Raw genomic sequence first — 15,708 nt, 5'->3', positions numbered from 1 at the left:
GGGTGAAGTGTGCTGGCAGAATGCCGTTCCATGACAGACCTACTGCCGGACGCGGCCCGGATCTTCGTCGCGGGCCACCGCGGCCTCGTCGGCTCCGCCGTGGCCCGCCGCCTCACCGCCGACGGCCACCAGGTGCTCACCCGGGGCCGCGCGGAACTGGACCTGCGGGACGCGGCGGCGACCGCCGCGTATCTGCGCGACATCCGGCCCGACGCGGTGGTGCTCGCGGCGGCCAAGGTCGGGGGGATCATGGCCAACTCGACCTACCCCGTGCAGTTCCTGGAGGACAACCTCCGGATCCAGCTCAGCGTCGTCGCCGGGGCCCACGAGGCGGGCGTCGCCCGCCTGCTCTTCCTCGGCTCCTCGTGCATCTACCCCAAGCTGGCCCCGCAGCCGATCCACGAGGACGCGCTGCTCACCGGCCCGCTGGAGCCGACCAACGAGGCGTACGCGCTCGCCAAGATCGCCGGCATCGTCCAGGTGCAGTCCTACCGCAAGCAGTACGGCGCCTCGTACATCTCCGCGATGCCCACCAACCTCTACGGCCCCGGCGACAACTTCGACCTCGCCACCTCGCACGTGCTGCCCGCCCTCATCCGCCGCTTCCACGAGGCCGAGCGGGACGGCGCGGCCGAACTGACCCTGTGGGGCAGCGGCACACCGCGGCGCGAATTCCTGCACGTGGACGACCTCGCGGCGGCCTGCGCGCTGCTGCTGCGGGTCTACGACGGCGCCGAGCCGGTCAACGTCGGCTGCGGCGAGGACCTGACCATCCGCGAACTGGCCGAGACCGTCAGGGACGTCGTCGGCTACCGCGGCACGATCGGCTGGGACACCACAAAACCCGACGGCACGCCACGCAAGCTGCTCGACGTGTCCCGTCTTCAGGCGCTCGGCTGGCGGCCGGAGATCGCGCTGCGGGACGGGATCGCCGCGGTGTACGCGGACTGGCGGGCGACCGCCGGGTCTGTGGCCGGAACAGTGACTCACTAGTACGCCCCGCGTCCGTCGACCACGGCCCGCAGGGTGCGGGCCATCACATCCGCGTCGCCCGAGAGCGACCAGTTGTCGACGTACCGCAGATCGATCGCGAGGGTCTCGTCCCAGGACAGCTCCGACCTGCCGCTGACCTGCCACAGACCCGTGATGCCCGGCTTGACCGCGAGGCGCCTGACCTCCACCTCGTTGTACCGCGCCACCTCGTCGGGCAGCGGCGGACGCGGGCCGACCATCGACATCTCGCCGCGCAGCACGTTCACGAGCTGCGGCAGCTCGTCCAGCGACAGCCGCCGCAGCAGCCGCCCGACGCGGGTGACCCGGGGGTCACGGCGCATCTTGAACATCAGGCCGTCGTTCTCGTTCGACCCGTGCAGATCGGGCTTGCGCTGCTCCGCGTCGACCACCATCGTGCGGAATTTCCACATGGTGAACGGCACACAGCCCTGCCCGTACCGGATCTGCCGGTGGAAGGCCGGGCCCTGCGAGGTCAGCCGGACCGCCGCCGCCACCAGGCCGAAGACCGGGGAGAGCAGCAGGAGTCCGAGCCCCGCGCCGACCCGGTCGAGGGCCGACTTGAGCACCGGCTGGACGCCGCGCCTGGACGGCGGGGCGATGTGCAGCATGGCCAGGCCCGCGGGCGCGTCCAACTGCACCCGGCGCACGGCCACATCGATCAGCCCCGGCAGCACCGCGAGCGGCAGGCCCGCGTCGTGCAGGGACCAGGACAGCCTGCGCAGCCGTTCCGCGGACAGCCGCGGTCCCGGCGCCACCAGGACCAGCTCCGCCCCGTGGTCGCGGGCGGCGCCGAGCACGATGCCCGCGTCCTCGGCGAGACCGGACGGCGCGACCGCGCCGAGCCGTGCGGTGACCGGGGCCCCGCACTCCAGCTTGGCGTTGCCCACCGGGACCACCCCGACCACCACATACGCGTGTTCGGTACGGGCCGCGAGGTGGCCCACCACATGGTCGGCGGAGCTCGGCTCGCCGATGACCAGCACCCTGCGCACGGCGTGGGCCTCGCGCCGGGCGGCGATCAGATGGTGGTGGGTGAGCATCCGGCAGGCCGCCGTCAGCACGGGACCGGCGGTCAGCCCGGCCAGCGCGTACGACGGTTCCGCCACCTGATCGAAGGCGGTCCTGAGCACGGCGAGCACCCCGAGCAGCATCAGCCAGTCCCGGAGCACCGCCCCGGCGCCGCGGTGCTCGCCGAGGACGTCCGCCGCGTAGCGCCGCCTGACCGCCTGGACACCGACCCAGGCGAGCGCCGCCACGGCGGCGCAGACCAGCGGGTGCGGCTGGTCGGTGGCATGGAAGATCGCCGCGACCGGGAACGTGATCCCGAGCACGTCGACGGTGAGCGCGAGCGGCAGATACCACCGCGCCTTGTCACTGAACCTGCCGTGCCCGCCGTAAGGGCCGGGCGCGGCGAGGGCACCGGTGGAACCCGATGCCCTCCTGCCGAACGCGTGCGCGGCTTTCGCGCGCACGGGTCTCGTATCGGCACTCATGGGTATGACCGGTAGAACCCGGTTTGCTTCGACACGCCGCATGGACCCCCCTGGCACATCGCGACCGACGAGGCGCTCTACCACTTCCCCAAGGGGTAGTGCGCCTGGATAAGAGCGAACGCTAGGCCAACACGAGGGCTTTCCGCTGCGGTTTACGCAGATTCGAGCCGTTGTTATGACCGAGTTAACACAAGTATGGATATCGAATGGCCACAGAGTGTAAGGAGGCCGTTACGGGTGTGCACGACCCTTACCCTTGGGACTTGTGTCCACTGTGCACCTACCCGACGACCTGCGTACAGCCCTGTCGGCGCGACTGAGCGCCACGGCCCCCACCAGGGCTTCCGCCGAGGTGGAACGCCTCATCGAAACATATCGTGGCAAGTCGCCGACGTCAGCGCCCATTCTGCGGGACGCGGCGTCGGTGGCGGCTTACGCGGCCTACCGTATGCCCGCCACGTACGCGGCCGTCAGGGCCGCGCTCGAGGCATTCCGTTTGCAGGCCGGGCGGTGGTCGCCCGCGACCCATCTCGACCTCGGCGGCGGGACCGGCGCGGCGACGTGGGCGGTGGCCGACGCGTTCCCGGGCGATCCCTCGGCGAGCGCGCACACCTCCACCGTCCTCGACTGGTCGCAGTCCGCCCTCGACCTGGGAGGTGAACTGGCGCGCGCCGCCGAGTCGCCCGCCCTGCGCGCCGCGCGCTGGACCCGGTCGCCGCTCGGCGGCGGACCCGCGCTGCCCGCCGCCGACCTGGTCACCGTCTCGTACGTGATCGGGGAGTTGACCGCCGCCGACCGCACCGCACTGATCGACGCGGCCGCGGTGGCGGCCACCGGGGCGGTGCTCGTCGTCGAGCCCGGCACCCCCGGGGGGTACGCGCGCACGATCGCCGCCCGCGACCGGCTGCTCGCCGCCGGGCTCACCGTCCTCGCGCCCTGCCCGCACGACGCGGCCTGCCCGGTCACCGGCGACGACTGGTGCCACTTCGCCGCCCGCGTCCAGCGCAGCTCGCTGCACCGGCAGGTCAAGGGCGGCTCACTGCCCTACGAGGACGAGAAGTTCAGCTACGTGGCCGCCGCGCGGTTCCCCGCGGCCCCCGCCCCCAGCCGCGTCGTGCGCCACCCGCAGATCCGCAAGGGCCTGGTCCTGCTCGACCTGTGCACCGCCGACCGCGGCCTGGTCCGCGACACCGTCAGCAAACGGCACGGCGACACCTACCGCGCGGCCCGCGACGCCTCCTGGGGCGACCGCTGGAGCTAGCGCCCTACAGCCAGCCGTAGCGGTGGAAGGCGCGGTAGCACAGGAAGGACAGCGTGGCCATCACGCCCACCATCAGCGGGTAGCCGAAGGACCAGCGCAGCTCGGGCATGTGGTCGAAGTTCATGCCGTAGAAGCCCGCGATCATCGTCGGGACGGCGAGGATCGCGGCGCCCGCGCTGATCCGCCGCATATCGACGTTCTGTTGCACGGCGAGTTGGCTGAGATTGGCCGCCAGCAGACCGTCGACCAGCTCGCCGTAGCCCACCAGCCGCTCGCGGACGTGGGTCAGGTGGTCGGCGACGTCGCGCAGATAGCGGGCGACCTCGGCGCCGATGAGCCGGTCCGGCTCCTCGCTCAGCCGCTGCAAGGGCCTGGCCATCGGGTGCACGGCCCGCTTGAACTCGATGAGCTCCCGCTTGAGCTGGTAGATCCGCTCGGCGTCGTCGCGGTGCGAGTCGGCGAAGACGTCGGCCTCCAGGTCGTCCACGTCCAGCTCGACCTCGTCGGCGACGTCCAGGTAGTCGTCCACGACCTGGTCGACGATGGCGTGCAGGACCGCCGAGGGGCCGTGCGCCAGCATCTCAGGGCTGCTTTCGAGGGCGTGCCGTACGCGGGTCAGCCCCGGCGCGCTGCCGTGCCGCACCACCACGACGAAGTCCGCGCCGAGGAAGATCATCAGCTCACCGGTGTCGACCACCTCGCTGGTCGCGGTCAGCTTCTCGTGCTCGACGAAGACGATCGTCTTGACCACCATGAACAGCGAGTCGCCGTACCGCTCCAGCTTGGGCCGCTGGTGCGCGGTCACCGCGTCCTCGACCGCCAGCGGATGCAGCCCGAACACCTCGGCGATCTCGGTCAGATGCTCCGCCTCCGGCTCGTGCAGCCCGATCCAGGCGAAGCCGCCGGTGTGCTTCCTGGCCTCCGCCAGCGCCTCGCGCGGCGGCAGCGACGCCACCCGCGAGCCGTCCGCGTACACCGCGCAGTCGACCACCACGTCCGCGGTGCGGCGGCGCTGCTCGGGCACCGTGCCGTCCTCGCCGAGGGTGTGCCAGGTGCCGCCGCGCCGCCACTGCCTGCGGCCGACCGTGCGGCGGGCGAGCCGCCTGGGGTCGATCAGCCGCGGGTCCAGACGCCGGCCAGGGGTGATGCCGCGTTCGTCGGTGGTCATCGTGCCTTCTCCAGTACCGCCATGGCCGCGTTGTGCCCGGGAACACCGCTCACCCCGCCGCCGCGGGCCGCGCCCGCGCCGCAGAGGAAGACGTTCTCATGCGGGGTGCCGACGCCCCAGCGGCCTGTGGCGTACGTCACCTGATCCGCGTCCGGCGCGGCGTACGGCCACGACAGGTCGCGGTGGAAGATGTGGCCGCCGGGCAGGCCCACCTCGCGCTCCAGGTCCAGCGGCGACTTCGCCTCCAGACACGGCCTGCCGTCGCCGTCCAGCAGCAGGCAGTCCGCCAGCGGCTCGGCGAGCACCGCGTCGAGCTGCGCCAGCGTCGCCTCCAGCAGCGCGTCCTTCGCCCCCGCCGGGTCCGCCGCGAACAGCCGCGCGGGCGTGTGCAGTCCGAACAGGGTCAGCGTGTGGACGCCCCGCCCGGCCAGTTCCGGCGAGAGGATCGACGGGTCGGTCAGGCTGTGGCAGTAGATCTCCGACGGCGGCGCGTCCGGCAGGCGCCCCGCGGCGGCCTGCTCGTACGCGGTCGCCAACTGCTCGTAGCCCTCGGCGATGTGGAAGGTCCCGGCGAACGCCTCGCGCGGGTCCACCGAGGTGTCGCGCAGCCGCGGCAGCCTGCGCAGCAGCATGTTGACCTTGAGCTGCGCGCCCTCGGGCGCCGGACCCGGCGCCGCCTCGCCCAGCAGCCCGGCCAGCGTGTGCGGCGCCGCGTTGACCAGCACGTCACGCGCCCCGACCGTCACCTGCCGCCCGTCGCGCTCGTACGTCACCTCCGCGCGTACGCCGTCCGCCGCGATGCCCGTGACCTCGGCGCCGGTGACGATCTCGGCGCCCGCCGCGCGGGCCGCGTCCGCCAGCGCGTCGGTGAACGCGCCCATCCCGCCCACCGGCACGTCCCAGTCGCCGGTCCCGCCGCCGATCACGTGGTAGAGGAAACAGCGGTTCTGCCGCAGCGACGGGTCGTGGGCGTGCGTGAAGGTGCCGATCAGCGCGTCGGTGAGGACCACGCCCCGCACCAGGTCGTCCGCGAAGGCCGCCTCCACCGTCTCGCCCAGCGGCCGCTCGAACAGCGCCTCCCAGGCCGCGGTGTCACCGATCGCGCTCTCCAGCGCGGCCCGCGAGGGCAGCGGCTCGGTCAGCGTCGGGAACACCGCCTGCGCGACCCGCCCGGTCATCGCGTAGAACCGCTGCCACGCCTCGAAGTCCCGGTCGTCGCCGGTCAGCGCGGCGAACTGCTCCCGCGTACGGGCCGCGTCGCCCGCGTCCACCAGCAGGCCGCCGGTGCCGCGCGGGGTGTACGAGGAGATCCGGCGGCGGCGCACCGCGAACCGCAGCCCCAGCTCGTCGGTGATCCGCGCGGGCAGCAGGCTCACCAGGTAGGAGTAGCGCGACAGCCGCGCGTCCACCCCGGCGAAGGCCCGGGTCGACACGGCCGCGCCGCCGGTCGCGGGCAGCCGTTCGAGCAGCAGCACCCGGCGGCCCGCGCGGGCCAGATAGGCGGCGGCGACCAGCCCGTTGTGGCCGCCGCCGACGATCACCACGTCATGCCGTGCCCCGCTCGAAACGTCCATCCCCGCACCCTATGACGCGGCGGCGCACGGCATGGGGCGGTCGGGACCGGGCGGTTCAGCTGGTCGGTGGCCGAGCCGCCACCACGCCGAGGCCCCCGGCCGGGAGGACCCGCGGCGTGGCGTGCGCGGGCTCGGGCCGCGCGCCGGTCAGCCGACGGCCGGGCGCAGCTCCATCGTGCAGCACTTCACGCTGCCGCCGGCCTTGTGCAGCTCCGACATGTCCACCGGGACCGGCTCGAAGCCCCGGTCGCGCAACGGCCCGAGCAGGCCGGTGGCGGTACGCGGCAGCAGGACGTTGCGGCCGTCGCTGACCGCGTTGAGGCCGAGCGCGGCGGCATCCTGCGCCGTCGCCAGCAGCGCGTCGGGGAAGAGCCGGGCCAGCACGGCGCGGCTGCCGGGGGAGAAGGCGCCGGGGTAGTACATGATCTCGTCCCGCGCGTCGTCGAGCACGGCCAGCGCCGTGTCCAGGTGGTAGTAGCGCGGGTCGGTCAGCTCCAGGCCGATCACCGGACGGCCGAAGAACTCCTGCGCCTCCGAGTGCGACAGCGGGCTGCTCCGGAAGCCCTGGCCCGCCAGGATCCATGTCGCCGTGACCGCGAAGTCGCCCTCCGCCTCGTTGATGTGCACCGGCTCGCGCGGATCGGGAAAGCCGTTGCTCCTGAACCACGCCAGGTGCGCCGGGGCCTCGGCCTCGCGCTCGGGGTTCGCGAACCTCGCGCCCAGCACCTTCCCGTCCACGACGGTCGCGCCGTTCGCCGCGAACACCATGTCCGGCAGGTCCTCCACCGCGTCCAGCAGCTCCACGGTGTGGCCCAGCGCCCGGTACCTGTCGCGCAGGTCCTCCCACTGGAACAGGGCCAGTGCCGGGTCCACCGGCTTCGTCGGGTCCATCCACGGGTTGATCGAGTACGTCACTCGGAAGTGCGCCGGTGGACACATCAGGTACCGGCGGGGTGTCGCAGTGCGCAAAGAGGGCTCCTCGGGGGGTGGTGAAGGGCCGCCTCCGGCGGACGGTCGGCCCCCCGGAGTTCGTACGTACGCCCCGATTCTGCGCCTCCCGCTGGGGTCCCGCACCACCAAGTACCCCAAAGGGTTCCCCCCTTTCCCCCCGTACGGTTCCTTCGCGTCGGGCGGCGAGCCGATCTTTAAGGGGCGCGGGGAACTGCGCGCTCGGCCACGATGCTCCTGCGGGTCACCACCGGCCCCGGCGGGGCAGTTCGGTTGTCACCGGACCACCGGGCCGGTGGGGGCGGGCCGCGCAGTTCCTCCCCCAGCCTTCGGCCGGGAGGTGCCCCCAGCGCCCCTGGCGGGGCGGGCTGTCTTTCGTCGGGGCGGTGAGCCGATCCTTTTAGGGGCGCGGGGAACTGCGCGACAAGCCACGACGCTCCCGCACGTCACCACCGGTCCCGGTGGGGCAGTTCGGTTGTCTCCGGACCACCGGGCCGGTGGGTGGGGGGTCAGCGGAGGGGGAGGATCAGGGGGGTGCCGCTGCGGGGGTGGGGGAGGACTTCGACGGGGTGGCGGTAGACGGCGGAGAGCCGTTCGGCGGTGAGCACCGCCGCAGGCGAACCGTTGGCGGTGACGCGGCCGGAGGACAGGACGGCGACACGGTCGGCATGGGCGGCGGCGAGACCGAGGTCGTGGAGGACGACGACGACCCCGCGCCCGAGAGCGGCCTGCTCGCGGCAGACGCGCAGGACGAGCTCCTGGTGGTGAAGGTCAAGGGCGGCGGTCGGCTCGTCGAGCAGCAGCAGCGGCGCGCGTTGGGCGAGCACCCGCGCGAGCGCGACGCGGGCCCGCTCGCCGCCCGAGAGCGCGGGATAGGCCCGCTCGGCGAAGCCCGTGACCTCGGTGGCACGCATGGCCGCCGCCACCGCGGCCTCGTCCTCGTGGGCGAGGACGGTCCCGGCCCACGGCGCGCGCCCCATCCGTACGACCTCGTCGGCGGTGAAGGGGAAGGCGAGCGGCGAGGACTGCGGGAGCACGGCCCGGCGCAGGGCGAGCTGCCGGGCGGTCCAGCGGCCGAGGGGCGCGCCGCCGACCCGCACCTCCCCGGAGTCGGCGGGCACGTCACCGGCCAGCGCCCCCAGCAGCGTGGACTTGCCCGCGCCGTTGGGCCCGACCAGGGCGAGCACTTCGCCCGCGTGGACGGCGACGCCGACCCCGTCGAGCACGGGGCGCCCGCCGAGCCGTACGACCAGGTCGTGGGCCTCGGCCAGGACGTCGCCGGGGGCGGGCGGCGGCGGGAGGGACGTACGGGCGCGGCGTCGTACCGCGAGCGGCCTCATGCCCAACCCCCCTGCCGGCCGCGGGTCCTGCGCAGCAGCCAGAAGAAGAAGGGGCTGCCGACGAGGGCGGTCAGCACGCCCAGCGGCAGCTCCGCGGGCGAGGCGAGCGTACGGGCGGCGAGGTCGGCCGCGACCAGGACGAGCGCGCCGCCGAGGGCGCTGCCCGGCACCAGGAAACGGTGTCCCGGCCCCGCGGCCATCCGCAGCAGATGCGGCACGACGAGCCCGACGAAGGCGACGATCCCCGCGACCGCGACGGCCGCCGCCGTCAGCAGCGCCACGATCAGGATCACCGCGATCCGCATCCGTTCGACGTCCACGCCGAGGTGCTTGGCCTGGCGTTCGCCGAGCGCCAGCAGGTCCAGGCGGCGGGAGAAGAACGGCGCCACGGCGAGACCGGCCAGCGCGCAGGGCAGCACCGCGAGCACCTTCGGCCAGCTCGCCTGGGCCAGCGAACCGAGCTGCCAGAAGGTGATCTGGGTGAGCTGCGAGTTGTCCGCGAAGAAGACGAACAGGCCGATGAGGGCGCCCGCGAAGGCGTTCACCGCGATGCCGGTGAGGACGAGGGTGACGACCTCCGTCCGGCCGCCGGACCGGGACAGGCCGTACACGAGGAGGACGGTCAGCAGCCCGGCGACGAAGGCGCACACCGTCACCGACCAGGTGCCCGCGAAGGTCAGGCCGAGCGCGATCGACCCGACGGCGCCCACCGCGGCGCCGGACGAGATCCCGATCACCCCCGGCTCGGCCAGCGGATTCCCGAACACGCCCTGCATCAGCGCCCCCGCGCACCCCAGCGAGCCGCCGACCAGCAGCGCCAGCACGATGCGCGGCAGCCGTACGTCCCACAGCACCGACTCCGCCACCCGGTCCAGCCGGTGGCCCCCGAGGCCGCAGCGGTGCGCCACCGACGCCAGCACGTCCCCCGCCGGAATCCCGTACGCCCCGATCCCGGCCGACACGACGCTCAGCACGACCAGTCCCGCGGCCAGCACCGCGATCAACACGGTTGCCCGGCCACGCCGGTTGGCCTGACGGCCGGTCGGCCGCGGCCCGTCGTCCGCGATCTCCCCGGGGCCGCTCGCTTCCTTGGGCCCCGTGCGCGTATGCGCCGCGTCATCGTGCGCCGGTACGGAGTCCTGGGCTCCTGGGCCGGCGTCCCGAGCGGGAGCCGCAGTCGTGGTCGGCCGGGTGTCGTCGTCCGTCCCGGCGGGCGCGGTGTGTTCCTCGTTCGGGGAGGCCGTGGTCGTCATGGGCCGGGTCACCGGGCCTTTTGGTGGATGCCGGTGGTGAGCCGGCGCAGGACGGAGTCGGTGCGGGGGCCGAAGTTGAGGAGGGTGCCGTCGTCGATGGCGACGACACGGTGGTCGAGACCGGCGGGGGTCTGGGCGACGCCCGGGACCTTTTCGAGGCCGCTGACCCCGCCGACGGAGTCGAGCCCCTTGGTCATGACGAGGATGACGTCGGGCGCGGCCTTCACCAGGGCCTCGCTGGTGATGGGGGTGAAGTCCTTGTCGAGGCCGGAGGCGGTCCCGGCGTCGACGCCGCCCGCCGCCGCGATGAGGGAGTCGGCGCCGGAGCCGCGCCCGCCGATCAGATAGACCGACGCGGTGCCGCGCAGGTAGAGGAAGGCGACGCGCGGTTTGTCGGACGTGCTCGGAATCGTCGCGCGGACGGCGTCGATCCGTTGCGCCGTACGCGCGCGCAGCGTGTCACCCGCGGCCTTCACGCCGAGCGCGGCGGCCACGGCGTCGATCCGCGGGCCCACGTCGTCGAGCGAGGTCGCCGTCTTGACGACGACGAGCGGGACGCCCGCGTCGCGGATCTGGCGGATCGCCTCGGCCGGGCCCGTGGTGTCCTCGGCGAGGACGAGGGTGGGGTGCAGGGACAGGACGCCCTCGGCCGAGACGTCGTGGGCGCGGGTCACCACCGGCAGCTTCGCCGCCTGCGCGAAGGTCGCCGTGATGTCGCGCGCGACGACGTTCTTGCCGAGGCCCAGCGTGAAGACGATCTCGGACAGCCCGCCGGTGAGCGGCACGATCCGGTCGGCGGCGGTGACGGTGACCTTCCGGCCGTCCGCCGAGGTGACGGTGGCGGGCAGTACGGGCACGGGCGCCGCACCGGCCAGCGGTTCGATCCGGTCGGCGTCCGCTCCCGCGCTCGACGTCGCCCCCGAACCGCTCGCGGACGGCCCCGCCTTCCCCGCCGAGCCGCCGCACGCGGTGAGCGCGAGCGCCAGCAGCCCGCCGAGCAGCGAGAAGGCCACGCCCCGCGCGGCGCACGCGTTCCGCCGCACGGGAGCGCGGCGCCGCGAGCGACCGCGCCCCGAGCCGTCGGCTTCCGGGGCGGCCCGGACGGCGGTCGGTGGTGAACCGGCGGGGGACGAAGGCGGGGTTGGTGACGCGGCGAGGTCCGGGGCGGCTCGGACGGCGGTCGGCTGTGGACCGGCGGCCGGTGGACGGGTGGGTTCCGGCGCGGTGCGGTCGCCCAAGTCGGCCTGGGCATGCCCGCGTTGCGGAGTGTCGGCGTCCGGGGCGCCCAGGGAGCGCCCGGCCTGCGAGGCCGTCGTCGGGAAGCCCGCGGCATGCGGCTCGGCATCCGCTCGGTCGGGACGTCGTTCGGAACCTGTTCGCACTGCCAACCCGTCCCTTGCCGTGGTGCCGTCATGTCGTGATGCCGCTGTGCCCGCGCGCCAGCGCGTTCGGCGACGTCGCGGGAGGGTTCCCCGCCGGTCGGTGATTAGCTTAGGTTAGCCTTACCTGAGTTTGCCAGTCCTGGAGGGGTCCATGCCGTTGTTCCGTCATGCCCGCGTGCGCCGTACCGGCGGCCGGGCCGTCTCGCTCACGGCCGTGAGCACCGCGCTGCTCGGCGCGGTCGCGCTGACCGCGCTGACCGCGGTGCTGCCCGCGTCAAGGGCGGACGCCGCGACGAGCCGCACGGTCGCCGGGGGACGGCTGGACTGGGGAATCAAGGCGTCGTTCCAGAGCTATGTCACCGGGCCCATCGCGAAAGGCAGTTGGGCGATGACCGGCGGCGCGGGCACCTTCGGCAGCAACCAGTTCCGCTTCCCTTCGGCGCGGGGCTCGTACGATCCGGGCAGCGGCGCGCTGACCGCCGCCTTCGCGGGCGGCGTCCACTTCCTGGGGCACCGGCAGACCAGCGGCGCCTATCAACTCGACCTCACCATCAGCCGTCCCACCGTCAAGATCTCCGGCGGCCACGGCACGCTCTACGCCGACATGCGCAGCAAGGACAAGAACACCGGTCGGGTCACCATCACAGCCCAGGTGCCGCTCGCCTCGCTCGCCGTCGGCGGCGTCAACACCCGCGGGGTCACTGGGTCGCAGATCACCCTCAGCGGCATCCCGGCCACCCTCACCTCGCAGGGCGCCCGCGCCTTCGCGGGCTACTACACCACCGGCACCCCGCTGGACCCGGTCAGCCTCTCGGTCGACCTGCGCGCACCCGCCTCGCCGACCACCGCCCCGCCGCGGACCCCGACCGGCGGCGCGAGCGACAAGGCGTCGGGGAAGCCGACCGCCACCCCGACGGCCGTGCCCGGCACGGTCGTTGACGCCGCCGCCGACTGGGGCGTACGCCGCACCTTCCGCGAGTACGTGACCGGCGACATCGCCAAGGGCCGCTGGACGGTGGCCGACGGCGCACGGGACGGCGGCGCCCTGTTCCGCTTCGGCGCGGGCCGCGGCACGTACGACGCCTCGCACCACTCGCTGGACGCCCGGTTCGGCGGGACGGTGCGCTTCGTCGGGATGAAGGCGGCGGACGGCACGTACGGGCTCGACCTGTCGATCAGCGCGGTCCGCGTCACGGTCACCGACGGCAAGGGCACGCTGTACGCGGACGGCGAGCCGTTCATCACCTTCGCCGCGACCGCCGCGCTCGCGCCGAAGAACGGTCTGATCTCCCTGACCGAGGTCCCGACCACGCTGACGGCGCAGGGCGCCAAGGCGTTCAACGGCCTCTACACCGCGGGTACTTCGATGGACCCGCTCACCCTCTCCGTCGCCCTCGACAAGGCGGCGGCCCTGCCCGCGCTGCCCGACATCGGCTCCGACCCCGCGGCGTCCGCCACCCCGGCGGCGTCCCCGGCGCCGAGCACCGCGCCCGCCGCGCCGCGCACCGAGTCCGCCGCGGACAGCTCGCACGACGGCGCGCCGGTCGGCCTGCTGGCCGGCGGGTCGGCCGCGGTCCTCGCCGCGGCGGCGGTCGTCTTCACCGTCGTACGGCGCAAACGCCGTACCGAAGACGGTGGCTGACGGCGCGTCACCCAGACGTCGGCTGACGGCGCGTCACCTCCCCCCGCACCTCGCACCACCCGCTCGAACCGCAGCACCGCAGGACGCGTACGGCCGCACGCAGCGTGCGGCCGCAGGGTCCGTACGCCCTCCGTACGGCCGCATGCCCGCACCGGGCACCACCGCACCGAGCACCACCTTCCGAGGAACACAAGGAGCACACCACCCCATGACCGCCCGCCTCAGCTCCCGCGCGCTCGCCCTGGCCATAGCCACCGCCACCGCGGGGGCGGCCACCGCCCTGCTGGTCCCGGCGTTCGCCGCCGCCGACTCGCCGTCGTCCCCGGCCGTACCGCTCACCGGCGGCACCTTCGACTGGGGCGTCAAGCAGTCGTTCCGCTCGTACGTGACCGGCCCCGCGGGGGGCACCATCACCACCGCGGACGGCGCGACCGCCAACTCCAACGGCACCTTCCACTTCACCAACGGCCAAGGCTCGTACGACACGTCGACGCACGGCGTGACCGTCGGCTTCGACGGCAGCGTCGAGTTCGCGTCCACGCTGCACGGCTTCGACATCAAGCTGGCCGACCTCAAGGTCGTCACCGTCGGCACCACGGGCAGGATCACCGCCGACGTGACCGCCGCGGGCAGCACGTCGAACGACGTGGAATTCGCCACGCTCGACCTGTCGAACGTCAGGCCCGGCGGCGGCGCGGGCGGCGCGATGACCTTCAACGGCATCCCGGCCACGCTGACCGCCGACGGGTCGAGCGCCTTCAACGGCATGTACCAGCCCGGTACGGCGCTGGACGCAGCCGACCTGTCCGTCACTCCGGGCGCCGCCCCGACGACGACGCCGCCCACCACCCCGCCGACCACCGCCCCCACCACGCCGCCGACCACCGCACCGACCACCAACCCGCCGACCGGCGAGCCCACCGGTGAGCCCACGGGCGAGCCGACCGCCACGCCCACCACGACCGCGCCCGGCGGCCCCGCCGCCGTCGTGGACGGCAACCTCGACTGGGGCGTCAAGCAGTCCTTCCGCTCCTACGTCACAGGACCGATCGCCGACGGCAAGGTGGAGCTCACCGACGGCGCCACCGGCACCGCCTCCGGCTACCGCTTCCCCAAGGGCGCCGGCACCTACGACGCCGACACCAAGACCCTCAACGCCTCCTTCTCCGGCGGCGTCCGCTTCCTCGGCCACCTCCAGCAGGGCACGTACGCGCTCGACCTGAAGTTCGGCAACTTCGCGGTGGCCACCAAGGGCGCCACCGGCACCCTCACCGCCGATGTGTCGGCCAAGGACATGGCCTCGGGCAAGGTCACCGACTACAAGGGCATCGCCGTGGCCACCCTGAGCGGTGTCGCGCCGACCGCCGACGGCGACGTCGTCACGGTCTCCGGCGCCTCCGCCGTGCTCACCGAGGACGGCGCGAAGGCGTTCAGCGGCTTCTACAAGGCGGGCGACGCGCTCGACCCGGTGACGGTCGCCGTCTCGCTGGACGACAGCGCCACCCTGCCGACCGGTTCGCCGAGCCCGTCGGCCGGTTCGTCGGGCGGTTCCTCCGACGGCGGTACGACCGGCGGCTCCACCAGCGGCGGTACGACCGGCGGTTCCGGCAGCACGGTCGGCGGCACCGGCAACGACTTCACCACCGACGGCGAGCTGGCCTCCACCGGCTCCGGCACCCCGTCCGCCGCGCTGCTCGCCGCCGCGGGCGCCCTGCTGGTGACCGGCGCCGCCGCGACCGTCACCGTGGCCCGCCGCCGCAACACCGTCTGACGCGAAAACGTCCGCCGCAGCACCGTCTGACGCAACACCGTCCGACGCGAAGACCTCAGGCACAGCCGAAAGCCGGGCGGCCCACCGTGAGTTCAGGTGGGCCGCCCGGCTTCGCGGGGGTCGTACGGACAGCGCGCCCTCACGCGGAGAGCGGGAAGGCGTCCCCCAGCTCTCGGAAGACCGCGATGTTCAGCGCGAAGGCGGTCCTGCACTCCTCGACCACCCGCTGCTTCTCCAGGTCGTCGACCGCGAGGCCGTCCAGCAGTTCGCGGTACTCGCGCTTGAAGGCGGCCGGGTTGTCGATGCCCTCGAAGACGTAGAAGCGGACACCGTCGCCCTTGCGGGCGAAGCCCCAGGTCTTCTCCGCGACACCTCGGACGACCTGGCCGCCGGAGAGGTCGCCGAGGTAGCGGGTGTAGTGGTGCGCGACATAACCGGCGGGCCACTCGCGGGCGACCTCGGCCACCCGGGCCGCGTACCGGGCGGTGGCGGGCAGCGCGGTCGCGCGTTCCTTCCAGCCCTCGCCGAGCAGGTGGTCGAGGTCCTGTTCGAGGGAGGCGACGCGCAGCAGCTCGGTGCGGGTGAAGGGCGCGGCCACCGAGTCGTCGGCCAGCAGGTGCGCGCCCTCCTCCAGCGCCCGGTACACGAACCAGAGCTGCTCGGTGTAGCGCGCGTACGCGTCCACGCCGAGCCGCCCGCCGAGCAGGTCGTCCATGAAGGTCGAGTCGTGCGCCTCCTGGTGCTGGGCCCGGGTCGCGGCGCGGATCACGGCGGAGAAGGGGGATGCGGCGGACGGTGCGTCCGGAGTGGCCGACGTGTCCGAAGTGGCCGACGGAATCGACGTGGTCAAAGGAACCTCCTG

12 protein-coding genes are annotated in these 15,708 nt (G+C 73.8%); 4 read left to right on the top strand and 8 right to left on the bottom strand.

The window, feature by feature from the left end; genetic code table 11:
* The first annotated feature begins 30 nt into the window (after positions 1-30).
* Positions 31-993, top strand: a complete 963-nt coding sequence (locus ACIQCJ_RS21115) for a GDP-L-fucose synthase (RefSeq protein WP_355334550.1) — start codon at positions 31-33, stop codon at positions 991-993.
* Here ACIQCJ_RS21115 and ACIQCJ_RS21110 read toward each other — a convergent pair.
* The gene (locus ACIQCJ_RS21110) at positions 990-2,486 is read right to left on the bottom strand and encodes a sugar transferase (protein ID WP_402712194.1); all 1,497 of its coding nucleotides are present in this window, start codon (positions 2,484-2,486) and stop codon (positions 990-992) included. The two genes, ACIQCJ_RS21115 and ACIQCJ_RS21110, sit on opposite strands and share 4 nt — an antisense overlap.
* 295 nt (positions 2,487-2,781) lie before the next feature.
* Between ACIQCJ_RS21110 and ACIQCJ_RS21105 the strand changes: the two genes are divergently transcribed.
* Positions 2,782-3,768 carry a small ribosomal subunit Rsm22 family protein gene (locus ACIQCJ_RS21105; protein ID WP_402712362.1) on the top strand — a complete coding sequence of 329 codons (987 nt, stop codon included), beginning with the start codon at positions 2,782-2,784 and terminating at the stop codon, positions 3,766-3,768.
* Positions 3,769-3,772: 4 nt separating this feature from the next.
* Here ACIQCJ_RS21105 and corA read toward each other — a convergent pair whose 3' ends face one another.
* The 6 genes from corA to ACIQCJ_RS21075 all read right to left on the bottom strand — a co-directional run bounded on the left by corA (position 3,773) and on the right by ACIQCJ_RS21075 (position 11,094).
* A complete protein-coding gene (gene corA / locus ACIQCJ_RS21100) occupies positions 3,773-4,936 on the bottom strand; it encodes a magnesium/cobalt transporter CorA (protein WP_401304071.1) in 1,164 nt (387 codons plus the stop codon).
* Positions 4,933-6,510 carry a phytoene desaturase family protein gene (locus ACIQCJ_RS21095; RefSeq protein ID WP_402712193.1) on the bottom strand — a complete coding sequence of 526 codons (1,578 nt, stop codon included), beginning with the start codon at positions 6,508-6,510 and terminating at the stop codon, positions 4,933-4,935. The genes corA and ACIQCJ_RS21095 overlap by 4 nt, the downstream gene beginning before the upstream one ends.
* A gap of 147 nt (positions 6,511-6,657) precedes the next feature.
* Positions 6,658-7,479: a dimethylargininase gene (gene ddaH, locus ACIQCJ_RS21090; protein WP_391043693.1), complete on the bottom strand. Its 822-nt coding sequence runs from the start codon at positions 7,477-7,479 to the stop codon at positions 6,658-6,660.
* 488 nt (positions 7,480-7,967) lie between these two features.
* On the bottom strand, positions 7,968-8,798 hold the full coding sequence (locus ACIQCJ_RS21085) for a heme ABC transporter ATP-binding protein (protein WP_355334538.1): 831 nt from the start codon (positions 8,796-8,798) through the stop codon (positions 7,968-7,970).
* Positions 8,795-10,051, bottom strand: coding sequence for a FecCD family ABC transporter permease (locus tag ACIQCJ_RS21080; RefSeq protein WP_402712192.1), 1,257 nt, complete (start codon positions 10,049-10,051; stop codon positions 8,795-8,797). Before ACIQCJ_RS21080 ends, ACIQCJ_RS21085 begins: the two co-directional genes overlap by 4 nt.
* Positions 10,052-10,059: 8 nt before the next feature.
* Positions 10,060-11,094, bottom strand: a complete 1,035-nt coding sequence (locus tag ACIQCJ_RS21075) for a hemin ABC transporter substrate-binding protein (RefSeq protein ID WP_401304064.1) — start codon at positions 11,092-11,094, stop codon at positions 10,060-10,062.
* Between the two features lie 490 nt (positions 11,095-11,584).
* Between ACIQCJ_RS21075 and ACIQCJ_RS21070 the strand changes: the two genes are divergently transcribed.
* Positions 11,585-13,075 (top strand): HtaA domain-containing protein, encoded by a 1,491-nt coding sequence (locus ACIQCJ_RS21070; protein WP_402712191.1) that lies wholly within the window; start codon positions 11,585-11,587, stop codon positions 13,073-13,075.
* Between the two features lie 208 nt (positions 13,076-13,283).
* Positions 13,284-14,846, top strand: coding sequence for an HtaA domain-containing protein (locus ACIQCJ_RS21065; protein WP_402712190.1), 1,563 nt, complete (start codon positions 13,284-13,286; stop codon positions 14,844-14,846).
* A gap of 139 nt (positions 14,847-14,985) precedes the next feature.
* Here the strand turns inward: ACIQCJ_RS21065 and ACIQCJ_RS21060 are convergent, their stop codons facing one another.
* The gene (locus tag ACIQCJ_RS21060; RefSeq protein ID WP_402712361.1) at positions 14,986-15,684 is read right to left on the bottom strand and encodes a heme oxygenase (biliverdin-producing); all 699 of its coding nucleotides are present in this window, start codon (positions 15,682-15,684) and stop codon (positions 14,986-14,988) included.
* Positions 15,685-15,708 lie beyond the last annotated feature (24 nt).

Origin of the sequence: Streptomyces sp. NPDC093221 (genome assembly GCF_044753885.1) — a bacterium.
Lineage (GTDB): Bacteria > Actinomycetota > Actinomycetes > Streptomycetales > Streptomycetaceae > Actinacidiphila.
The sequence above is the reverse complement of the archived record's forward strand: the minus strand, read 5'-3'. Positions and strand labels throughout refer to the sequence as shown.